Origin of the sequence: Streptomyces sp. bgisy159, assembly GCF_965341775.1 — a bacterium.
GTDB lineage: Bacteria > Actinomycetota > Actinomycetes > Streptomycetales > Streptomycetaceae > Streptomyces.
This window is the reverse complement of sequence record NZ_CBDQZH010000028.1, coordinates 21,917-43,457: the sequence shown is the minus strand read 5'-3', so window position 1 is coordinate 43,457 and position 21,541 is coordinate 21,917. Positions and strand designations below refer to the sequence as shown.

The window sequence follows — 21,541 nt, the reverse complement described above, 5'->3', positions numbered from 1 at the left end:
GCACTCCTGCCGACCCCCCGAAGGTGACCCGTGGACCTCAAGACCGCCTCCGCCCTCCGCCGCCTCCGCCTGGTCTCGGCCCCCGAGGCCGTGTCCTTCCTGATCCTGCTCGTCTGCTCGGTGCTGAAGCGGACCACGGACTTCAACGCGGTGCCCGTGATGGGCGCGATCCACGGCATCCTGTTCGTCCTCTACGTCGTCTTCTGGGCGGACGCCTGGAACCGGGCCAAGTGGTCGCTGCGCACCGCCGCCCTCTACTTCGTCCTCTCCGTCCTGCCCACCGGCGGCTTCTTCGCCGAGCGACGGCTCCGGCGGGAGGCCGAGGACGCGGTGATCGCCGCCCGCGTCCGCAAGGAAGGGGTCGTCAACGCATGATCGTCGCCTTCTCCGTGACGCCGCTGGGCGTCGGCGAGGACGTGGGGGAGTACGTCGCCGACGCCGTCCGGGTGGTCCGCGAGTCGGGCCTGCCCCACCGCACCGACGCGATGTTCACCTCGATCGAGGGTGAGTGGGACGAGGTCATGGCCGTCGTCGGACGCGCTGTCGCCGCCGTCGAGGCCCGCGCCCCCCGCGTCTCCCTGGTCCTCAAGGCGGACATCCGCCCCGGGGTGACGGACGGCCTCACCTCCAAGGTGGAGACGGTCGAGCGGCACCTGTCCGGGCAGGGGCCGAGGCAGGAGTAGGAGTAGGGGGCGAGGAGCGGACAGGCGCGAGCGCCGGGGCAGGGGCGGGGCCGACCGGGTGAGCGGCTCGGTGGCAAGGTCACCGGCCCCCGACGGCGTGGCCCCCGCCGTCACCGTCGCCCGGCCGCCCGGCGCAGGTGCTGGCGGACCGCCCGCTGGGCCACCGGTCCCAGGGTCTCCAACGCTCCCACCAGTACGCCCAGTTGCTCCAGCGCGTCCAGGGCGGAGGTGGCGCCGGCCGGGTCCGCGCCCTCGTAGAGTTCGAGGCCGACGAACGACGCGGCGATGGCACGGGCCAGGCCCGCCGGGTCGGTGAGCTCGGCGAACGGGGTGTCGGACAGGACCCGTTCCAGGACCCGCTCGATCTCCGTGATCCACAGGTCGAGGCCCGCCGCCGTGGCCGGGCCCAGCGCCGGGTGGGTCTGGGCGCCCGCCAGCAGCTGGCCGAGCAGGGTGACATGGCCGCCGGCGCGCTCCTCCTCGTGGATCCGGCGGCCCAGGGCGAGGAGTTCGGAGAGCGACCGCACCGCCGCCAGGCGGCCGCGGTGCCGGGCCACCGAGCGCTCCGCGCCGTAGCGGCAGGCCGCCGCGAGGAGTTCGTCCACCGAGCCGAAGTGGTAGAAGACCAGTGCCTGATTGACTCCCGCGGCCGCGGCCACCGTACGGGCCGACGTCCTGGCGATGCCCTGCTCGGTGAGGGTGCGCAGGGCGCCGTCGAGGAGCCTGGTCCTCGTCTCCAGGGCCTTGCCTCCGGTGTCCGGGGCCTTGGCCCCAGCCTCCCGGGTTCTGCTCACGGCCTCCGGGGCCCCGGCCCCAGCCTCCGGGGTCTTGCCGCCTGTCTCCGAGGCCTTCCCTGAGGCCTTCCTTGAGGCCTCCCGGGTCTTCACCCCGGCCTCCGGGGTCTTCCCTCCGGTGGTCAGGGGCTCCCCTCGGGTCTCCAGGGGCTTCCCTCCTGTTCCCGGGGTGCTGCCGCCCGTCTCCCGGGCCTTGCTGGTCTCCGGGCTCACGCCGGCTCCTCCGTACCGCCGCCGTGCGCCGGGCGTCGCGCCGAGATCATCAGGGGTTCTCCAGTGCTCGCATCAGCCGGGGCGGTCGTACGGGGTCCGGCGGCCGGCGCAGGCAGCGGCGGGCGGCCGGGGTGCCGGGCAGCGGCGGGGCGAACAGCGCCAGGCACAGGGCCACGCTCAGCAGCAGCGGGCACAGGAACGCCAGGGAGGCCGCGAACGTCCCGAGGACCCGCTGCGCCGGGTCCAGACCGGCGGCCAGCGCCCCCGCGGCGCCGACCGCCACCGCCGCACGGACGGCCAGTTCCGCCACCCAGTTGCGCAGGGCCCGCTCGGGCGTGACTCCCCGCTCCAGCCACAGCCGCAGCCGGTCGAAGGACCAGGCCGTCGCCCAGCGGGTCAGCGGACGGACCGCCCAGCGGTCGGCAAGCGCGCCGAAGCGGCCCCAGCGCGGCCGGTAGTCGCAGCCCGCCGCGAACCGCACGCCGTCGCCGTCGGGCAGGTAGCGCCAGTACCCGCTGCCCTCGACGAGCGGCGACAGCGGGTGCGCGCAGGCGAAGCGCAGGACCGAGGTGCGGCTGCCGTCCGGACGCTCGCGTTCCCTCGCGCCCACGGCGGTGGCGGTGACCGTCAGGAACGGCAGCGGGCGGGCTGCGTACCGGTAGCGCAGTGGTCCGCCCTCCGCGCGCGGGAGCTGGTCGATCCGGGTGAGGCGCAGGTCCCAGCGTCGGCGCAGGGCCGGGTCCTGGGTGTGGGTCCACAGCTCGTCGAGGTCGGCGAGGATCCGCGCCTCCACGTAGAGCCCCGGCTCCCACATGCGAATCCCCCTGGTCCGTACGGCGTTTGAGCGACCGCTCAAACTCCCTCGGCGGACGGTACACCTGTTTGAGCGGTCGCTCAAACGCCCCCCGGCCGACCGTACTTGCCGGACCGTCCGTCCAAGTCCCCGCTCACCGGCCGCCCGACACCAGCGCCATTCCCAGCGGCGTCCGCTCGTACAGCACCTGATGGCCGTAGCGCCGCGACAGCAACAGGCCGGCCGCGCGCAGCACGGTCAGGTGCGCGGAGACCGACGACGGGGCGAGGCCGAGGCGGTGGGCGAGGGCGGAGGTGGCGGCCGGCTCGTCCAGGGCGGCGAGGACGGCGGCCCGGTTGGGGCCCAGCAGCCGGGCCAGCGCGTCGTCGTCCGCCGGTCCGTCCTTCCACAGGCCGCCGATGCCCCGCGCCGGGTACACCAGGGTCGGCTGCCACGGCGGGTCGAAGCCGCTGACCACGTCCGGCCACACGAACACGCTCGGCATCAGCACCAGCCCCTGCCCGCCCAGATGCCGCTCGTGCCGGCCCTGGGACTCCACGGTCAGCGTCCCGGCCCGCCAGCCGCACCGGCGGTTGATCTCCGGCAGCAGCCCGCCGAGACCCACCTCGGCCAGCCGCCGCGAGTGGAAGGCGACGTCGGCCTCCAGCAGGGCCCGCAGCCGGGGCCACTCCGGCTCGACGAGGGTGTGCCAGACCCGCTCCAGGGTGTCCGCCAACTCGGCCACCATCCGCTCCGGGTCCCGCATCCAGGCCCGCCCGTACGGGGAGTCCGCCGCCCCCGGGGTGTCCGCGAGCGAACGCGCGGTGTCCTCCCGCGCGGCCTCCGGGTCCGCCGCCCGCACCGCGGCGATCTCCTCCTCGAACCCGGCCGCCGGCCCGACCGGTGGCGGGCACAGCCAGTCCGGGGAGTGCCCCCGGCGCGGCATCAGCAGCCACACGCCCGACAGGTCCAGCGCGTCGGCCGCCGCCCGGAACCTTCGCAGCCACGGCGCGTGGTATCCGTGCCGGTCCGGCCGCTTCAGCGTCCGCACCGCCTCCTGCGTCTCCCACAGCGGCGACACGGCGAACCGGCAGCGCAGGAAGTCGTCCTCACCGAAGTGCAGATACGAGGGCATGGGGGCTCCGGAGTCACAAGGAGGGAAAGATTCGGCAGTCAAGAGGAGGGAAAGATTCGGCTGGAGGCGAAAGACTAGGGTGGTGGGACGGATCGCCGCAGGCTGCTGCCCATGCCAGAAGAGACCCAGGTGCGGGAAGTACCCCCACCCGAGCCGGCACGCGATCCCGGGCGCGAGCCCACAGCCGAGCCGCGGTCCGCGCCCGCGGCCAAGGTGCAGCCCGCGTCCGGCCCCGAGCGGCCCGCCGGGTACCGCCGCGTCTTCGCCGTCCGCGAGTTCCGCGCCGTCTTCGCCGCGCACCTGATGTCCATGCTCGGCGTGATCGTCGCCGAGATCTCCCTCTCCGTCCTCGTCTACGACGTCACGGGCTCCCCGCTGCTGAGCGCGCTGGCCTGGGCGCTCGGCTTCCTGCCGTACGTCGTCGGCGGCACCCTGCTGGCCGGGGCCGCCGACCGCTTCCCGGCCCGGCGGGTACTGGTCGTGTGCGACCTGGTGTGCGCGGCCTGCGTGGTGCCGATGACGGCGCCCGGCGTCCCCATCGCCGTCCTGCTCGCCCTGCGCTGCTGCCTCGCGGTCGTCTCCCCGGTGTTCGCCGGCACCCGGATGGCCACCCTCGCGGACATCCTCGGCGACGGCGACCTCTTCGTCCTCGGCCGCTCCCTGCTGCGCATCACCGCGCAGAGCGCGCTGCTCGTCGGCTTCGGCCTGGGCGGTCTGCTGCTGACGGTGGCCTCACCGCGGCAGGCCCTGCTGATCACCGTGGGCACCTTCCTGGCCTCGGCCGTGCTGCTGCGCCTGGGCACCCGCCGCCGCCCGGCCCGCGCCCACGACGGCGGAGCGCTGGTGCGGGACTCCCTGCGGGGCGCGCGGCGGGTCCTCGCCGACCGCCGGATCCGCGTGCTGTTCCTGCTGTTCTGGATCCCGCCGGCCTTCGCCGTCGCCCCCGAGGCCCTCGCGGCCCCCTACGCCGACACGCTCGGCGCCGGCCCGGCCGCCCTCGGCCTGCTGATGTGCGCGATGCCCGTCGGCACCATCGCGGGCGAGCTGTACGCGGGCGCCCGGCTGCGCCCCGCGACCCGGGAGCGGATCGCGCTGCCGTTGGTCTGTCTGACCCTGCTGCCCTACCTGGCCTTCGCGCTGCGCCCCGGACTCGCCGTCTCCCTGCTCCTGCTGGCTCTCTCCGGGGCGGGCTCCGCGTACACCCTGGGCGTCGACCAGCGGCTGGTCCGGGTGGTGCCGGACGCGGTGCGCGGCCGTGCGATGACCCTGCTCACCGCCGGGCTGATGACCTCCCAGGGGGTGGGGATGGCCCTGGCGGGGGTCGCGGCGGAGGCCGCGGGGGTGCGCACGACCGTGGTGGGGGCGGGTGCGCTGGGCGCGGTGTGCTGCGTCCTGCTGGCGGTCGCGGCCCGACGGGCGGCCGACGAGGACAGCCCGGTGGCGGAGCCGGGTCCGGCAGCCGCGCCGGACGGCCGGTGACCGAAGGTGACCGAAGGCCGGTGACCGAAGGCAGGCGACCGAAGGCCGGTGACCGAAGGCCGAGACGGTGCTGACCACGATATGACCGACCGGTAGGGTCTGATGACGTGGCAAAGCCCCTCAGTCTCCCCTTCGACCCCATCGCCCGCGCCGACGAGCTCTGGAAGCAGCGCTGGGGAAACGTGCCGTCCATGGCCGCGATCACGTCGATCATGCGTGCGCACCAGATCCTGCTCGCCGAGGTCGACGCGGTGGTCAAGCCGTACGGGCTGACCTTCGCGCGGTACGAGGCACTGGTACTGCTCACCTTCTCCAAGGCGGGCGAGCTGCCGATGTCGAAGATCGGCGAGCGGTTGATGGTGCACCCGACCTCGGTGACCAACACGGTCGACCGCCTGGTGAAGTCCGGCCTGGTGGCCAAGCGCCCCAACCCCAACGACGGCCGCGGCACCCTCGCCACCATCACCGACAAGGGCCGCGAGGTCGTCGACGCAGCCACCCGCGACCTGATGGCCATGGACTTCGGCCTCGGTGCGTACGACGCGGAGGAGTGCGCCGAGATCTTCGCCCTGCTGCGCCCGCTGCGGGTCGCTGCGCGGGACTTCGACGAGGGCTGAACGCCGTCCGCCGACCAGCACGCGCCGCCCGGGCCTCCGCGAGGCGTCAGGCCGCGGCGGGCTTGGGTTCGGCGTCCTGCGCGATGAGCGGCTCCACCTCGCGGGTCACGCGGCGCTCCACGAAGAAGGCGGCGGTGGGGACGGTGCCCGCCAGCAGCACCCAGAGAAGGCGGCCGACCGGCATCTTCGCCTTGTTGCCGATGTCGAAGGCGAAGATCAGGTACAGCACGTACAGCCAGCCGTGGGCGATGCCGACCATCGTGGTGAAGCTGCCGAACCCGTCCAGGTGCAGCAGCCGCTTCCCGATGACGCCGACCGTCAGCAGGACCAGCAGTACGGCGGTGACATAGGCCATCACCCGGTAACGCGTCAGGACGCTCCTCTTCATGGTGTCGAGCGTAACGGGTGCGCCGAGGTGTCCCGCACGCGTGTCCTGACCTGCACCACTATCATTTACTAGGACGTCCTAGTAAATTCGAGGGTATGGACGCTGACGCCATCGAGGAGGGCCGCCGACGCTGGCAGGCCCGGTACGACGCCGCACGCAAGCGCGACGCAGACTTCACCACGCTCTCCGGCGACCCCGTGGAGCCGGTGTACGGGCCCCGACCGGGGGACACCTACGACGGCTTCGAGCGGATCGGCTGGCCGGGGGAGTATCCCTTCACGCGCGGCCTGTATCCGACCGGCTACCGAGGGCGTACGTGGACCATCCGGCAGTTCGCCGGGTTCGGCAACGCCGAGCAGACCAACGAGCGCTACAAGATGATCCTCCGCAACGGCGGCGGCGGCCTCTCCGTCGCCTTCGACATGCCGACGCTCATGGGCCGCGACTCCGACGACCCGCGCTCGCTGGGCGAGGTCGGCCACTGCGGGGTCGCCATCGACTCCGCTGCCGACATGGAGGTCCTGTTCAAGGACATCCCGCTCGGCGACGTGACGACCTCCATGACCATCAGCGGGCCGGCCGTGCCCGTCTTCTGCATGTACCTGGTCGCCGCCGAACGGCAGGGCGTCGACCCGTCCGTCCTCAACGGCACGCTCCAGACGGACATCTTCAAGGAGTACATCGCCCAGAAGGAGTGGCTCTTCCAGCCCGAGCCCCACCTGCGCCTCATCGGCGACCTGATGGAGTACACCAGCGCCGGCATCCCCGCCTACAAGCCGCTGTCCGTCTCCGGCTACCACATCCGCGAGGCCGGTGCGACGGCCGCGCAGGAGCTGGCGTACACCCTCGCGGACGGCTTCGGGTACGTGGAGCTGGGCCTGAGCCGCGGCCTGGACGTCGACGTCTTCGCGCCCGGCCTGTCCTTCTTCTTCGACGCGCACGTCGACTTCTTCGAGGAGATCGCCAAGTTCCGCGCGGCGCGCCGCATCTGGGCCCGCTGGATGCGGGACGTGTACGGCGCGAAGAGCGACAAGGCGCAGTGGCTCCGGTTCCATACCCAGACCGCGGGCGTCTCGCTCACCGCACAGCAGCCGTACAACAACGTGGTGCGTACGGCGGTGGAGGCGCTCGCCGCGGTGCTCGGCGGCACCAACTCCCTGCACACCAACGCCCTCGACGAGACCCTGGCCCTGCCCAGCGAGCAGGCCGCCGAGATCGCCCTGCGCACCCAGCAGGTGCTGATGGAGGAGACCGGCGTCGGCAACGTGGCCGACCCGCTGGGCGGTTCGTGGTACGTGGAGCAGCTCACCGACCGCATCGAGGCGGACGCCGAGAAGATCTTCGACCAGATCAAGGAGCGCGGACTGCGGGCCCACCCGGACGGGCGGCACCCCATCGGTCCCATCACCTCCGGCATCCTGCGCGGCATCGAGGACGGCTGGTTCACCGGCGAGATCGCCGAGTCCGCCTTCCGCTACCAGCAGTCCCTGGAGAAGGGCGACAAGCGCGTCGTGGGCGTCAACGTCCACACCGGATCGGTCACCGGCGACCTGGAGATCCTCCGGGTCAGCCACGAGGTGGAACGCGAGCAGGTTCGGCTCCTGGGGGACCGGAAGACCGCTCGGGACGACGCCCGCGTCCGCGCTGCCCTCGACGCGATGCTCGCCGCCGCCCGCGACGGCTCCAACATGATCGAGCCGATGCTGGACGCCGTACGCGCCGAGGCCACCCTGGGCGAGATCTGCGGGGTGCTGCGCGACGAGTGGGGGGTGTACACGGAGCCCGCCGGGTTCTAGTGCCTGGCGTTCTCAGCGTCTAGGCGTCCGGCGCCGCCCCCTGCAACCCCAGGAGTAGCACCCTGGTGAAGCTGCGTACCCACTCCTCGTCGGCCGGTTCCGCGCTCACCAGGGTGCGGTGGACCACCGCGCCGGCGACCACGTCGAAGATCAGGTCGGCCGTGCGGGCTGCCTCCGCGGGATCCGTCTCGGGAGGCAGCTCGCCGCGTCGCTGGGCCCGGGCGCGGCCCTCCGCCACCAGCCGTTTCTGCCGTTCGACGATCGACTCGCGGATGCGCTCGCGCAGGGCCGCGTCCCGGGTGGACTCCGCCACCACGGCCATCAGTCCGCTCTTCGCCTCCGGCCGGGCCAGGATCGCCGCGAACTGCAGCACCACGCCCTCGATGTCCTCGGCCAGGCTGCCCCGGTCGGGCAGGCACAGTTCGTCGAAGAGTTCGGCGACGGCGTCGACGACGAGTTCGTTCTTGCCCGCCCAGCGGCGGTACAGCGTCGTCTTCGCGACCCCGGCGCGCGTCGCCACGTCGCCCAGGGTGAGCTTGGACCAGCCCAGCTCGACCAGTGCCTGACGGGTGGCGGCGAGGATGGCCGCGTCCGCGGCGGCGTTGCGCGGGCGGCCGGGGCGCCCGGCGGGGCTGCGGCTCTGCATGCCCTGACGATAACCGGCCGTTTTCGGCCGGTCGTGAGGGAGATCACCGGTTCGGGGGTTCGGGAGGGCTACCCTTGGTATTACGCTACGACTCGTAGCGAAAGCTCGTGCTGGACGTGCACGGGCTTGTGGCCGTACGGCTGTTCGACGCGGGGTGGGGACCCGGCGCCCGCCGTACCGCTCGCTTTTCATTCACACGCGCGGACGGGGGAGGATAGACGCATGCAGCCACGGAACATGTCCATGAGCGGAGTCGTCGACCTCGCCGCGGTGAAGGCGGCCCAGGAGGCCAAGGCGAAGGCGGAGCAGGCGCGCGCCGAAGCGGCCCGGAAGGGCGGGGGAGGGGGCGTCTCGCCCGCCGACCTCGTCATCGACGTCGACGAGGCCGGCTTCGAGCGCGATGTACTGCAGCGCTCCGCCGAGGTGCCCGTCGTCATCGACTTCTGGGCCGAGTGGTGCCAGCCCTGCAAGCAGCTGAGCCCGGTGCTGGAGCGGCTGGCCGTCGAGTACAACGGGCGCTTCCTGCTCGCCAAGATCGATGTCGACGCCAACCAGATGCTGATGCAGCAGTTCGGGATCCAGGGGATCCCGGCGGTGTTCGCCGTCGTCGCCGGGCAGGCGCTGCCGCTCTTCCAGGGGGCCGCCGGCGAGGCGGAGATCCGGCAGACCCTCGACCAGTTGGTGCAGGTCGCCGAGCAGCGCTTCGGGCTGACCGGTCTGACCGTCGATCCCGAGGCGGAGCCGGGCGGTGCGCCCGCTGCCGCCGCCGAGCCGGAGGGCCCGTACGACGCGCTCCTGGAGGCGGCCGTACGGGCGCTGGACGCCGGTGATCTGGGCGGCGCGGTCCAGGCCTACAAGAACGTCCTCGCCGACGACCCGGGCAACACCGAGGCCAAGCTGGGCCTCGCGCAGGCGGAGTTGCTCCAGCGGGTGCAGGGCGCGGACCCGCAGCAGGTGCGCAAGGACGCCGCGGACCGGCCGGCCGACCCCGCCGCGCAGATCGCCGCCGCCGACCTGGACCTGGTGGGCGGCCACGTCGAGGACGCCTTCGGGCGGCTGACCGACACGGTCGCGCGGACCGCGGGCAGCGACCGGGACGCCGTACGGCTGCGCCTGCTGGAGCTGTTCGAGGTCGTGGGCGCGGACGATCCGCGGGTGGCCGCGGCCCGCCGGGCCCTGGCGCGCGCGCTGTTCTGACCGCCGGCGCGGGGGCCTCGTCACCACCGGCCGTCGGGCGGCCGGTGCGTGGTGCCTGGGTGAAGGTTCTGTCGACGGGGCCCCGGCGCGACCGCGCTTTACCAAATCTTGGTAATCGCGCAGGCTGTTACTAGCAGTAAGTCAGGCCTCTTGTTCTGTCTGGTTCTGTCCAACGATCAATAGTTTTGTCCGGCCACTTGGCGCCACCGAGCGTCGCCGGAGGAGGCCTGCGGGTCGTGATCCGGTTATCCGGCCGTTACTAGCGAGTAACGAACCCCCTTGTGCCCGGGCCGAGAATGCACCACGATCGGCCACGCTCGGTCCCTTCCCGTACCCCGACAGCCAATCGGGTCACGGGACTTCCTGGGTCCCCACCGAGCAGGGTCGGCGGCAGTGACGCCGGCCCTTGGACAGGGGGGTCTTCGCAACGGGTGTCCCACCCACCGTGAAGCCTGTCCGGCAAGGTTGTGCGTGATGCGTGTCAGGCGCGACCAGTGGTTGTCGCTCGGGGGTGATCGCCGGTGATTCGGGCACGGTATCCGTGCCGCCGAGCGCGGGCGCTCCCCTTCCCGAGGACGTAGCACTTCTCCCATCTCTGCCCGGCCGAACCGCCGTTCACGGCGGCGACCCGGAGCAGGAGATGTACGTCCGAGAAGGAGGAAATATGGAGTCCCAGGTGCGTGGCGGGACCAGATGGAAGCGGTTCGCTGTGGTCATGGTGCCCAGCGTCGCCGCGACGGCCGCGATAGGTGTCGCCCTCGCGCAGGGCGCTCTTGCCGCGTCGTTCAGTGTGTCGGGGCAGGAGTTCAAGGTGTCGGCGGGCGAGCTCGTCGGCCACGGCTTCACCCAGTACGGCTCCCTCGACACCGGCAAGAGCCTCGACGGCAGTGAGAACCAGGCCCACCCGGTGGCGGTCTCGGCGTTCAACGACGCCAGCATCACCAACATGTGCCAGTCCGTCGTCACGCCGATCCCGTTCCTGAACAAGTCGGTCACGCTGAAGCTGACCGCGGGTGACAAGGGCACGCCCGTCGCCGCGGAGCAGCTCTACATCGACGTCGCCAACCTCGACGCCGAGAACGCCGTGTTCAAGCAGATCGACATCGGCGTCGCGGCCGGCAGTGCCACCAAGGGCCCGAAGCCGAAGGCCGGTGAGTACGAGAAGCACACGTCGAGCCCGTACGGGTTCGCTCAGCAGGCCGACGAGGTGACGCTGACCGGCGTGAAGCAGACGGCGTGGGCCACCACGGCCGGCACCTTCAAGCTCGCCAACCTCCACATGGGTCTGAGCTGGGGCAGCGGCAAGGGTGTCGAGTGCTACTAGGCGCTCACTGACGGGCCGGGGTGCGGCCGGGGCTCCCGGCCGCACCCCGCCCGTCACCGCACCACCCGCGGCTCAGCATCCCCCTGTATCTCCATCGCAGTACCACCCTCACCACAGCCGTACCAGGGAGCTGTTTTCCATGAGCGCCGAGACTCCTGCCGTGCCTGGCCGCGATGAGCACTACCTCCGGGTCCTTCGGCGGAACTTCCGCGCCTGGCGGGGTGGCCGTCCGTTCTGGGCGGGTCTGTACGTCATGATCGGCGGCGTACCGATCATGTACTTCCCGTACGCGAAACTCCACTTCGGCCAGTTGACGGTCGCGATGTCCACCACGGCCGGAGCCGGATCGCTGATCATCGGCGTACTGCTGGTGGTGCTGGGCTTCAGTCTCTGGTTCCAGCAGCACGTGCGGACCTTCGCGGGTGTCGCGGCGATTCTGCTGGCGCTGGTGTCGATCCCCGTCTCCAACTTCGGCGGCTTCCTCGTCGGCTTCCTGTTCGCGATGTTCGGCGGCGCCATGGCGGTCGCCTGGGCGCCGGCCAAGGGGGGCGGGGCCGTGGCGAAGGGCGGCGCGGTGGACGACGGAGACGCCCCCGTCGACGGGGGCGCCCCGGCTGACGCGGGGCCCGACGCGGGCATCCCGCTGCCCGAGGCCGGAACCCCGCTGCCCGCCGACGAGCCGGACGAGACCAAGGATCTGTCAGGAACGACCCCGGCCAACGGGGCGAACGGGAGGCACAGTGCCGACTGACGAGGTCACCCACGGGACTGACGCGGAATCATCCCGTGAGAGATCCGGACCGCGCCACGCGGCACCCCGGAAGCCGCTGTTCACCAGGTTCCACATGCCCGGCGGCCGGGCGATAGCCATGGCGGCGATGCCCACCGCCGTCCTCATGGGCATGGGCTTCACCGGCTCCTTCGCGGTCGCCGACAACAACCCGGCGGCCAGCTCCGCGGACCACATGACGGCCCAGGAGTACGAGGCCTGCATGAAGGCCCTGGAGGCCGGCGAGGTCACGGAGCCGGAGGCTCCCTCGCCGTCCGCGTCGAAGGACGCGAGCGGCGGCGACAAGACGTCCGGGGGTGATTCCGAGGACACGCAGGGCTCCGAGAGTTCGCAGGACTCCTCGTCCTCGGACGGCAAGTCCGGTTCTTCCTCTTCCTCTTCCTCTTCCTCTGGTTCGTCCTCTTCGTCGGATTCAGGTTCCGACGACGGGGACGCCAAGTCCGAGCCGAGCCCCTCGCCGTCCTCGACCGCCTCGGGCACCAAGACGGAGCAGTCGGCGACGTCCGACGCCGCTCCGACCCCGTCGGAGTCACCGACCAGCGAGAACCTGCTGGAGGTCATCGGCGGCGCCATCACCGACATCTTCACCGGCGGCAGCGGGACGGGTGACTCCGGTTCCGAGCCGACGGCGAGCCCGTCGCCTTCCGCTACCCAGACGTCCGGCTCCTCGGACTCGTCCGGCACGTCCGACGACGCGGACAAGGACACCTCCGGCAGCGGGTCCGGCACCGGGAGCGGGACGACCGGCAAGGTCACCGAGACGGTGAAGAAGACCGTCGGGGGCACGGCCGAGAAGGCGACCGGCACCGCCGCCGAGACGGAAAAGAAGGTCACCGAGGCCGCCAAGGACGCGGCCGGGACGGCCGCCGACTCGCCGGCCCCCAGCGCCTCCTCCACCGTGGACCCGGCGAACTGCCCGATCGCCGCGGAGGACGGCGGCGGCGTCGACAACAAGATCGCCGTGGCCGACGAGCCGTGGTACCTCCAGGCCAGTTCGCTGACGCTCAACGGCGCCGACTACCAGGGCATAGTCGAGGTGCAGACCCGCAGCGGCACCAAGAAGAAGGTGCTGAAGTACGTCATCTCCAAGGGCACCGACATCGGTGACCTGCACCAGATCGTCAAGGACAAGACGGTCGGCAAGACCTACCACGTGCAGGCGGGCAAGGGCACCACGTCCACCATCCGCGGCGGTGACACGGTGATGTACACCGAGAGCATCTCCGGCAACCTGCTCGGCCTGATCCCGGTCACCTTCACCCCGGACAACCCGCCCCCGCTGGACCTGCCCTGGATCTACTTCACCAACGTGAAGGTCACCCAGGCCGCCCAGTTCGGCGGCACCCTGACCATCCCCGGAATGCGGCAGTACACCACCGACTGACACCCCCCAGGCCAGTCCGGAAGCCGCACCCGCGCCGAGGGCGCCCCCTGCCAAATGGAGCAGGGGGCGCCCTCGGTGTAGTGGGGGGAGACCGGCGTCAGTCTCGCGCGCCGCCGCCCAGGTGGTGGACGCGGACCATGTTGGTCGTGCCGGGGACGCCGGGGGGTGAGCCGGCGGTGATGATGACCGTGTCGCCGGCGCCGAAGCGTCCCAGCTTGGTGACCTCCTGGTCGACCAGGTCCACCATCTCGTCGGTGCTGCTGATGAACGGCACGACGTGGGACTCCACGCCCCAGCTGAGGGTGAGCTGGTTGCGGGTGGACTCGTCCGTGGTGAAGGCGATGATCGGCTGGACCGCGCGGTAGCGGCACAGACGGCGGGCCGTGTCACCGGACTTGGTGAAGGCGATGAGGCCCTTGCCGCCGAGGAAGTCGGCGATCTCGCAGGCCGCGCGGGCGACCGAACCGCCCTGGGTGCGCGGCTTCTTGCCGGGGACCAGCGGCTGCAGGCCCTTGGAGAGCAGCTCCTGCTCGGCCGCGGTGACGATCTTCGACATGGTCTTCACGGTCTCGATCGGGTAGGCGCCGACCGAGGACTCGGCGGAGAGCATGACCGCGTCGGCACCGTCCAGGATCGCGTTGGCCACGTCGGAGGCCTCGGCGCGGGTCGGGCGCGAGTTGGTGATCATCGACTCCATCATCTGGGTCGCGACGATCACCGGCTTGGCGTTGCGGCGGCACAGCTCGATGAGGCGCTTCTGCACCATGGGGACCTTCTCGAGCGGGTACTCGACGGCGAGGTCGCCGCGCGCGACCATCACACCGTCGAACGCCATCACGACGTCCTCCATGTTCTCCACCGCCTGCGGCTTCTCCACCTTGGCGATGACGGGGACCCGGCGGCCCTCCTCGTCCATGACGCGGTGCACGTCGTCGACGTCCTTGGCGTCCCGGACGAAGGACAGGGCGACCATGTCGCAGCCCATCCGGAGGGCGAACCGCAGGTCCTCGACGTCCTTCTCGGACAGCGCGGGCACGTTGACGGCCGCGCCGGGCAGGTTGATGCCCTTGTGGTCGGAGATGACACCGCCCTCGATGACGATCGTCCGCACCCGGGGGCCCTCGACCTCGGTGACCTTCAGTTCGACGTTGCCGTCGTTGATGAGGACCTGGTCGCCCTTGGTGACGTCACCGGGCAGCCCCTTGTAGGTGGTGCCGCAGATCGTCCTGTCACCCGGCACGTCCTCGGTGGTGATGGTGAACTCGTCACCGCGCACCAGCTCGACCGGGCCCTCGGCGAAGGTCTCCAGTCGGATCTTCGGGCCCTGGAGGTCGGCGAGGACACCGACGGCCCGGCCGGTCTCCTTGGCGGCGGCACGGACCCGGTCGTACCGGCCCTGGTGCTCTGCGTGCGAGCCGTGGCTGAAGTTGAAGCGGGCCACGTTCATGCCCGCCTCGATCAGTGCGACGAGCTGCTCATGGGAGTCGACCGCGGGGCCGAGAGTACAGACGATTTTCGAACGGCGCATGGATCGATCCTATCGGTTTGTTTCGCTACGGAATATTCCGTCTGGCGGAAGGTACAAGTGAGAGGGTTCGCGCTCAGTTGCTTTCCTCTCAGTTGCCTTTCCCGACCAGTGCGTAGGTCTGTGTCGCGATCTCCAGTTCCTCGTCCGTCGGCACCACCGCGACCGCGACCGGCGCGTGCGCCGGTGAGATCAGCCGCGGCTCGTCGCCGAGCACCGCGTTCAGCTCGTCGTCCACCGCGAGGCCCAGGGCCCCCAGGCCCGCGACGGCCGCCGCCCGTACCGGTGCCGCGTTCTCGCCGACGCCGGCGGTGAACGCCACCGCGTCCACGGTGCCGAGCACGGCGTAATAGGCGCCTATGTACTTCTTCAAACGGTGAATGTAGATGTCGAAGGCGAGCTTCGCCTCTTGGTCGCCCTCGTCGATCCGGCGCCGGATCTCGCGCATGTCGTTGTCGCCGCACAGGCCGATCAGCCCGCTCTTCTTGTTGAGAAGAGTGTCGATTTCGTCGATGGACATTCCGCCAACACGTGCCAAATGGAAGATGACCGCGGGATCCACATCACCCGAGCGCGTACCCATCACCAGCCCTTCCAAGGGTGTCAGCCCCATCGAGGTGTCGACGCAGCGGCCTCGCTCGACGGCCGACGCGGACGCCCCGTTGCCCAGGTGCAGCACGATGACGTTCACCTCTTCGGGCGCCTTGCCGAGCAGCTTCGCCGTCGCCCGGGAGACGTACGCGTGTGAGGTGCCGTGGAAGCCGTAGCGGCGCACCCGGTGCTCGTCGGCGGTCCGCACGTCGATCGCGTAGCGCGCCGCCGCCTCCGGCATCGTGGTGTGGAACGCGGTGTCGAACACGGCGACCTGCGGCAGGTCCGGACGCAGGTGCCGGGCGGTGCGGATGCCCGTCAGGTTCGCCGGGTTGTGCAGCGGGGCGACCGGGATCAGCCGCTCGATCTCGGCGAGCACTCTCTCGTCGATGACGGTCGGCGCGGTGAAGTGCTTGCCGCCGTGCACCACCCGGTGCCCGATCGCCACCAGTTCCGGCGAGTCGAGCCCCAGCCCGTCCTTGGCCAGCTCGGTGGCCACGGCCTTCAGCGCGGCGTCATGGTCGGCGATCGGGCCGCTCCACTCCCGGCTCTCGCCGCCGCGGGCGAGCGGGGAGTGCTTCAGCCGGGACGTCTGCTCGCCGATGCGTTCGACGAGTCCGGCCGCCAGCCGGGCCTCGTCGCGCATGTCGAGCAGCTGGTACTTCACCGACGAGGAGCCGGAGTTCAGGACGAGGACTCGGGTGGCGCTGCTCACTGGGCGGTTGCCTTCTCGCTCGGGGTGGTCAGGGCGGGGGACGGCTCCGCGGAATCGACAGAGCCGGCGGAGTCCGAGGACTGCGCCTGGATCGCCGTGATGGCGACGGTGTTGACGATGTCCTGGACGAGGGCGCCCCGGGACAGGTCGTTGACCGGCTTGCGCAGACCCTGCAGTACCGGCCCGACCGCGATGGCGCCGGCCGAGCGCTGCACGGCCTTGTAGGTGTTGTTGCCGGTGTTGAGGTCCGGGAAGATCAGCACGGTCGCCTGCCCGGCGACCTCCGACCCCGGCAGCTTGGTAGCGGCGACCGTCGGCTCCACGGCCGCGTCGTACTGGATCGGCCCCTCGATCCTCAGGTCGGGCCGGCGCTCCCGCACCAGCTCGGTCGCCTGGCGCACCTTGTCCACGTCGGCGCCGGTCCCGGAAGTACCCGTCGAGTACGACAGCATCGCGATCCTCGGCTCCACACCGAACCGCGCGGCGGTCGCCGCCGACTGGATGGCGATGTCGGCGAGCTGCTCGGCGTTCGGGTCGGGGTTCACCGCGCAGTCGCCGTAGACCAGGACCTTGTCGGCCAGGCACATGAAGAACACCGAGGACACGATCGAGGCGTCCCCGGGGCCGCCGCCGCCCGGCCGGGTCTTGATGATCTCGAACGCCGGGCGGATCGTCGCGGCGGTGGAGTGCACCGAGCCGGAGACCATGCCGTCGGCGAGGCCCTCCTGGACCATCAAGGTGCCGAAGTAGTTGACGTCGGAGACCACGTCGTAGGCCAGCTCCACGGTGACGCCCTTGTGGGCGCGCAGCTTGGCGTACTTCTCCGCGAAGGCGTCGCGCAGCTCGCTGGTCGCCGGGTCGATCAGGTGCGAGTCGCCGAGGTCGATGCCGAGGTCGGCGGCCTTCTTGCGGATCTGGTCGACGGGGCCCAGCAGGGTCAGCTCGCACACCCCGCGCCGCAGCAGCACCTCCGCCGCGTGCAGCACCCGCTCCTCGGTGCCCTCCGGCAGCACCACCCTCCGCAGGTCGGAGCGGGCCTGCTCCAGCAGCTTGTGCTCGAACATCATCGGCGTGACCCGGTCGCTGCTCGGCGCGGACACCCGTCCCAGCAGGTCGGCGGTGTCGACGTGCCGCTCGAACAGGCCGAGCGCCGTCTCCGCCTTGCGCGGCGTGGCCGCGTTCAGCTTGCCCTCCATCGCGAAGAGCTGTTCGGCGGTCGGGAAGCTGTAGCCGGGCACCGAGATCACCGGGGTCCCGGGGGCGAGGCGGGCGGCGAGGGTGAGGATCTCGTCGCCGGGCCGCTCGTCCAGGGTGAGCAGCACACCGGCGATCGGCGGGGTCCCCGCGCTGTGCGCGGCCAGCGCGCCCACCAGCAGATCCGCGCGGTCGCCGGGGGTGACGACCATGCAGCCGGGGGTCAGGGCCTTGATGAAGGTCGGCAGCATGGCACCGCCGAAGACGAAGTCCAGCGCGTCCCGGGCGAGCCCCGAGTCGTCGCCGAGCAGCACCTTCGCCCCGAGGGAGTGGCTGATCTGGGCGACCGTCGGAGCGGACAGCGCGGGCTCGTCGGGCAGCACGTAGCAGGGCACGGGGAGGCGGTCGGCGAGCCGCTCGGCTATCACCTCGCGGTCGGCGCGGGCCACCCGGTTGACGACCATCGCCAGCACGTCGCAGCCCAGTCCGTCGTACGCCCGGAAGGCGTTGCGGGTCTCGGCGCGCACCGCCTCGGCGGTCTGCTTGCGCCCGCCGACCACCGGGATCACCGACGCGCCGAACTCGTTGGCGAGGCGCGCATTCATCGCCAGCTCGTCCGGGAGCTGGGTGTCGGCGAAGTCGGTGCCGAGGACGAGGACGACGTCGTAGTCCCGCGCGACCAGGTGGAAGCGGTCCACCAGGGTGGCCACCAGCTCGTCGGTGCCCTGTTCGGCCTGGAGCGCGGACGCCTCTTGGTAGTCCATGCCGTAGACCGTCGCCGGGTCCTGGGTCAGCCGGTAGCGGGCCCGCAGCAGGTCGAACAGACGGTCGGGGCCGTCGTGGACCAGGGGGCGGAAGACGCCCACCCGGTCGACCTGCCGGGTCAGCAGCTCCATGACCCCCAGCTCGACGACCTGCCGGCCGTCGCCGCGGTCGATGCCGGTCACGTACACGCTGCGCGTCACGCGTGATCTCCGTTCTCGCTCGTGAGGGGCGTTCTGTGGGAGGGCGTTCTTCGAGGGGCGTTCTCTGTACAAAAATCGCCCACCGGAGTGAGCGGAACCCTCTTGACAATACCCTTCGGGGTGGACTAGGTGCCCGTCAGATCAGGCCCGTCCGGCCGGGACCAAGGTCCCGTGGAAAGGGGCCGGGAGACCGGCTCCGGGGGTTCGGCGGCCGCCGGGGGAGCATGAAACAATCGGCACTGGCTCACCGGATCAGAAGCGAGCAGGAGACACAGCACGATGCGTATCGGAGTTCTCACCGCAGGCGGCGACTGCCCCGGCCTGAACGCAGTGATCCGGTCGGTCGTGCACCGAGCGGTCACCCACTACGGCGACGAGGTGATCGGCTTCGTCGACGGCTACGCCGGGCTGCTGGACAGCCGCTACCGCAGCCTCGACCTGGAGTCCGTCAGCGGCATCCTGGCCCGCGGCGGCACCATCCTCGGCTCCTCCCGCCTGGAGCGCGACCGGCTGCGCGAGGCCTGCGAGAACGCCCCCGACATCGCCCGCGACTTCGGCATCGACGCGCTGATCCCGATCGGCGGCGAGGGCACGCTGACGGCGGCGCGGATGCTCAGCGACGCGGGCCTGCCCGTGGTCGGCGTCCCGAAGACCATCGACAACGACATCTCCTCCACCGACCGCACATTCGGCTTCGACACGGCCGTCGGCGTCGCCACCGAGGCGATGGACCGCCTGAAGACGACGGCCGAGTCCCACCAGCGCGTGATGGTCGTCGAGGTCATGGGCCGGCACGCCGGCTGGATCGCCCTGGAGTCCGGCATGGCCGCCGGTGCCCACGGCATCTGCCTTCCCGAGCGCGCCTTCGACCCGGCCGACCTGGTGAAGATGGTCGAGGAGCGCTTCTCGCGCGGCAAGAAGTTCGCCGTCATCTGCGTCGCCGAGGGCGCCCACCCCGCCGACGGCACCATGGACTACGGCAAGGGCGAGATCGACCAGTACGGCCACGAGCGCTTCCGCGGCATCGGCACCGCGCTCGCGTACGAACTGGAGAAGCGGCTCGGCAAGGAGGCCCGCCCGGTCATCCTCGGCCACGTCCAGCGCGGCGGCGTACCCACCGCGTACGACCGCGTCCTGGCCACCCGCTTCGGCTGGCACGCGGTGGAGGCCGCCCACCGGGGCGACTTCGGCCGGATGACCGCGCTGCGCGGCACCGACATCGTGATGGTGCCGCTGGCCGAGGCCGTCACCGAGCTGAAGACGGTCCCGAAGGACCGGATGGACGAGACGGAGTCGGTCTTCTAACCGCGCTGGTCCTCCACCGCGGCCCAGAAGGTGTCGACGATCCCGGCGAGGTACTCACGCCCCGCCTCGCCGGACTCGCCGCCCCCGCCGCCCCAGCTCAGCGTGGCCGCCATACGGCCCTGGTAGTCCTCGTGCAGCCGCCGCAGCGTGCCCTCCAGGACCCGCCGGTCCAGCGACACGACCTTCCCCACCGGCCGCACGTAGGCCTGCCAGCGCGTGCTCACCGCGCTGTGCAGCAACTCCACCAGCCGGGCCTCGCGCCCGGTGACCGTGACCAGCTCCGCCGGCGACAGCCGCAGCGCCTCGGCGAGCCCGGCGCCCTGCCGGTCGTTGCCGCGCCACTTGCCCGTCTCCTCCATCCGCAGGTAGCCGGGCAGGTCCATGCCCACCGCCCGGGCCACGTCCTCCGGGGCCAGGCCGCGGGCGATGCGGTGCTCGCGCAGGGTGCGGGGCCGCCCGATCAGCTCCCCCGGGGAACACCACAGCACGCCCGCGAGCGCGGTCAGCTCCGGGCTGCTCGGCGTGAGCGTCCCGCGCTCCCAGGCGATCACGTGGTCCGGCGTGACGTACGGCAGCCCGTACGAGACGCACAGCGCGTGGGCGACGTGCTCGGGCCCCATGCCGAGTGCCGCCCTCAGCCGGCGGGCGGCGGGGGCGTTGAACGGGGGGCCGGGCTGCTGGGCATGAGGTGAGGGTCGGCGCACGGGGCACCAAGCTAGGCCCGGGCCGCCGGTGTGAACACGGTCGGTTCGGACACAATCACGCATTGTAGGAACGTACGGGGGCGGGTGGCCGATCGTCCCTTTCCCGGCGCCCGGAGGTGCGCTCGGCCGCACACGGGTCCCGGTGCAGGTGCACGGTGGGCGGAAAACCGGTGCCCGCGCCCGGTGCGCCGCCTCCACCGCGAGTGCCGTCTTGCCGATGCCGCCCATGCCGGTGACGGCGGAGATGGGCAGCGGGGTGCTCTCGTCCGACGTGGGCGCGAGGCGGGGGAGCAGGCGATCCAGTTCTGCCGAGCGGCCGGTGAAGCCGGGAGGGCGGGGCGGGAGTGTGGCGGTCGCGACCGGGACCGGGCCGTGGATCGGCTCCTTACGGCCACTGACCGGACGGCTGTCGATCGGCGATCTTTCCGATGACCGGTCCGTGGAAGGTGCCGCCCTCGAAGTGGATGTGGTCGCCGCCGTATACAGGGGGTTGGGGGCCCTCCTCGGTGCCGGTGCCACTGCTGGAGGCTGAGGCTCGGTCGCGCGGCCGGTGCTTGCGCAGCACCGCCATCGCCACCTCCGCCGCCTGTTCGGCCGCCCGTTCCTGGTGGCCGGCCGCGTCGCCCCTGCTCTTGCGTGCGTCGGCGCGGTCGCTGATGCCCCGGACCACCAGCGCGTCCAACTGCCCGTTCACATGCGCCGCGTGGGCCGCGCCCGAGCCTTCCATCTCGATCGCGGCGGCGTCGTTGTAGTGCTCGCGGAGGTGGGCGGCGATCTCGGCCCGTGCATCTGCCAGGACCACGTCCCCGGCGGCGATCGGCTTGAAGTGCGGGCGTACGTCCTCCATGTCCCGTACCGCCGAACGGGCCGCCTGGACGAGAGGGAGCGACGCGTGCCAGGCCTCCGGCCGGGAGAGGAAGCGGCCGTTCGCCCACTTGCCGCCGTGTATGCCGTAGACCTTGGTTCCCAGGACGACGTCCCCGATGCCGATGTCCTTCTTCAGGCTGCCCGCGATGCCGACGAACAGCACCGCCTCCGCGTCCAGGCCGGTGAGGATCTGCGTCGTCAACGACGCCGCGTTCAGGGCGCCTTCGCCCAGCTCGGCGAGGGCCACCCGCCAGGGGCTGTCGGCCAGGCGGCCCATCTCGACCGGGATGCGGCCGGGGAGGATTCTCTCCTCGCGGTCGGTGATGTGCGCGCGTACGGCCGCGTATTCGAGTGCGAGTGCGGTGAGGACCACGACGGTGGGCTTTGTCTCTGGCACGCATCTAAGGTACTGCCATGGGTTCGGGGGAAGGGGCGG

At 71.6% G+C, this 21,541-nt stretch carries 20 protein-coding genes; 10 read left to right on the top strand and 10 right to left on the bottom strand.

Going from position 1 to position 21,541, the window contains the following annotated elements:
* The first annotated feature begins 30 nt into the window (after positions 1 to 30).
* Entirely contained in the window at positions 31 to 375 is a 345-nt protein-coding gene (locus tag ACSLTV_RS24425) for a DUF3817 domain-containing protein (RefSeq protein WP_432134150.1), read from the top strand.
* Entirely contained in the window at positions 372 to 683 is a 312-nt protein-coding gene (locus ACSLTV_RS24420; RefSeq protein ID WP_432134151.1) for an MTH1187 family thiamine-binding protein, read from the top strand. Before ACSLTV_RS24425 ends, ACSLTV_RS24420 begins: the two co-directional genes overlap by 4 nt.
* Positions 684 to 793: 110 nt before the next feature.
* Here ACSLTV_RS24420 and ACSLTV_RS24415 read toward each other — a convergent pair whose 3' ends face one another.
* The 3 genes from ACSLTV_RS24415 to ACSLTV_RS24405 all read right to left on the bottom strand — a co-directional run bounded on the left by ACSLTV_RS24415 (position 794) and on the right by ACSLTV_RS24405 (position 3,618).
* The gene (locus ACSLTV_RS24415; RefSeq protein ID WP_435612888.1) at positions 794 to 1,477 is read right to left on the bottom strand and encodes a TetR/AcrR family transcriptional regulator; all 684 of its coding nucleotides are present in this window, start codon (positions 1,475 to 1,477) and stop codon (positions 794 to 796) included.
* Positions 1,478 to 1,739: 262 nt separating this feature from the next.
* Complete coding sequence (locus tag ACSLTV_RS24410; RefSeq protein WP_432134152.1) at positions 1,740 to 2,504, bottom strand: hypothetical protein; 765 nt, start codon at positions 2,502 to 2,504, stop codon at positions 1,740 to 1,742.
* Between the two features lie 133 nt (positions 2,505 to 2,637).
* Positions 2,638 to 3,618: a DUF5937 family protein gene (locus tag ACSLTV_RS24405; RefSeq protein WP_435612887.1), complete on the bottom strand. Its 981-nt coding sequence runs from the start codon at positions 3,616 to 3,618 to the stop codon at positions 2,638 to 2,640.
* Between the two features lie 111 nt (positions 3,619 to 3,729).
* On the opposite strand from ACSLTV_RS24405, the gene ACSLTV_RS24400 reads away from it, so the two are divergent.
* Both ACSLTV_RS24400 and ACSLTV_RS24395 read left to right on the top strand, forming a co-directional pair.
* Positions 3,730 to 5,097 (top strand): MFS transporter, encoded by a 1,368-nt coding sequence (locus ACSLTV_RS24400; RefSeq protein ID WP_435612886.1) that lies wholly within the window; start codon positions 3,730 to 3,732, stop codon positions 5,095 to 5,097.
* Positions 5,098 to 5,204: 107 nt separating this feature from the next.
* Entirely contained in the window at positions 5,205 to 5,714 is a 510-nt protein-coding gene (locus tag ACSLTV_RS24395) for a MarR family winged helix-turn-helix transcriptional regulator (protein ID WP_432134155.1), read from the top strand.
* A gap of 46 nt (positions 5,715 to 5,760) precedes the next feature.
* On the opposite strand, the gene ACSLTV_RS24390 is transcribed toward ACSLTV_RS24395, so the two are convergent.
* Positions 5,761 to 6,102 carry a DUF3817 domain-containing protein gene (locus tag ACSLTV_RS24390; protein ID WP_432134156.1) on the bottom strand — a complete coding sequence of 114 codons (342 nt, stop codon included), beginning with the start codon at positions 6,100 to 6,102 and terminating at the stop codon, positions 5,761 to 5,763.
* 95 nt (positions 6,103 to 6,197) lie between these two features.
* Between ACSLTV_RS24390 and ACSLTV_RS24385 the strand changes: the two genes are divergently transcribed.
* On the top strand, positions 6,198 to 7,898 hold the full coding sequence (locus ACSLTV_RS24385) for an acyl-CoA mutase large subunit family protein (protein WP_432134157.1): 1,701 nt from the start codon (positions 6,198 to 6,200) through the stop codon (positions 7,896 to 7,898).
* 19 nt (positions 7,899 to 7,917) lie between these two features.
* Here the strand turns inward: ACSLTV_RS24385 and ACSLTV_RS24380 are convergent, their stop codons facing one another.
* On the bottom strand, positions 7,918 to 8,544 hold the full coding sequence (locus ACSLTV_RS24380) for a TetR/AcrR family transcriptional regulator (protein WP_432134158.1): 627 nt from the start codon (positions 8,542 to 8,544) through the stop codon (positions 7,918 to 7,920).
* 222 nt (positions 8,545 to 8,766) lie between these two features.
* Here ACSLTV_RS24380 and ACSLTV_RS24375 point away from each other — a divergent pair, with 222 nt between their 5' ends.
* The 4 genes from ACSLTV_RS24375 to ACSLTV_RS24360 all read left to right on the top strand — a co-directional run bounded on the left by ACSLTV_RS24375 (position 8,767) and on the right by ACSLTV_RS24360 (position 13,239).
* Entirely contained in the window at positions 8,767 to 9,741 is a 975-nt protein-coding gene (locus ACSLTV_RS24375) for a tetratricopeptide repeat protein (protein ID WP_432155814.1), read from the top strand.
* Between the two features lie 664 nt (positions 9,742 to 10,405).
* Entirely contained in the window at positions 10,406 to 11,065 is a 660-nt protein-coding gene (locus ACSLTV_RS24370) for a DUF6230 family protein (protein WP_432134160.1), read from the top strand.
* A gap of 139 nt (positions 11,066 to 11,204) precedes the next feature.
* The gene (locus tag ACSLTV_RS24365; protein WP_432134161.1) at positions 11,205 to 11,816 is read left to right on the top strand and encodes a DUF6114 domain-containing protein; all 612 of its coding nucleotides are present in this window, start codon (positions 11,205 to 11,207) and stop codon (positions 11,814 to 11,816) included.
* A 94-nt stretch (positions 11,817 to 11,910) separates the two neighbouring features.
* Positions 11,911 to 13,239 carry a hypothetical protein gene (locus tag ACSLTV_RS24360; RefSeq protein ID WP_435612885.1) on the top strand — a complete coding sequence of 443 codons (1,329 nt, stop codon included), beginning with the start codon at positions 11,911 to 11,913 and terminating at the stop codon, positions 13,237 to 13,239.
* A 97-nt stretch (positions 13,240 to 13,336) separates the two neighbouring features.
* Here the strand turns inward: ACSLTV_RS24360 and pyk are convergent, their stop codons facing one another.
* The 3 genes from pyk to pta all read right to left on the bottom strand — a co-directional run bounded on the left by pyk (position 13,337) and on the right by pta (position 18,229).
* Entirely contained in the window at positions 13,337 to 14,767 is a 1,431-nt protein-coding gene (pyk, locus tag ACSLTV_RS24355; RefSeq protein ID WP_432134163.1) for a pyruvate kinase, read from the bottom strand.
* An 88-nt stretch (positions 14,768 to 14,855) separates the two neighbouring features.
* Positions 14,856 to 16,070 carry an acetate kinase gene (locus ACSLTV_RS24350; RefSeq protein WP_435612884.1) on the bottom strand — a complete coding sequence of 405 codons (1,215 nt, stop codon included), beginning with the start codon at positions 16,068 to 16,070 and terminating at the stop codon, positions 14,856 to 14,858.
* Complete coding sequence (pta, locus tag ACSLTV_RS24345; RefSeq protein WP_432158714.1) at positions 16,067 to 18,229, bottom strand: phosphate acetyltransferase; 2,163 nt, start codon at positions 18,227 to 18,229, stop codon at positions 16,067 to 16,069. The genes ACSLTV_RS24350 and pta overlap by 4 nt, the downstream gene beginning before the upstream one ends.
* A gap of 279 nt (positions 18,230 to 18,508) precedes the next feature.
* Between pta and ACSLTV_RS24340 the strand changes: the two genes are divergently transcribed.
* Positions 18,509 to 19,534 (top strand): ATP-dependent 6-phosphofructokinase, encoded by a 1,026-nt coding sequence (locus ACSLTV_RS24340; protein WP_432134166.1) that lies wholly within the window; start codon positions 18,509 to 18,511, stop codon positions 19,532 to 19,534.
* Here the strand turns inward: ACSLTV_RS24340 and ACSLTV_RS24335 are convergent.
* Together ACSLTV_RS24335 and ACSLTV_RS24330 are read right to left on the bottom strand one after the other, a co-directional pair.
* Positions 19,531 to 20,238 carry a helix-turn-helix domain-containing protein gene (locus ACSLTV_RS24335; protein WP_435612883.1) on the bottom strand — a complete coding sequence of 236 codons (708 nt, stop codon included), beginning with the start codon at positions 20,236 to 20,238 and terminating at the stop codon, positions 19,531 to 19,533. The two genes, ACSLTV_RS24340 and ACSLTV_RS24335, sit on opposite strands and share 4 nt — an antisense overlap.
* 385 nt (positions 20,239 to 20,623) lie before the next feature.
* Positions 20,624 to 21,502, bottom strand: a complete 879-nt coding sequence (locus ACSLTV_RS24330) for a nucleosidase (RefSeq protein ID WP_435612882.1) — start codon at positions 21,500 to 21,502, stop codon at positions 20,624 to 20,626.
* Positions 21,503 to 21,541 lie beyond the last annotated feature (39 nt).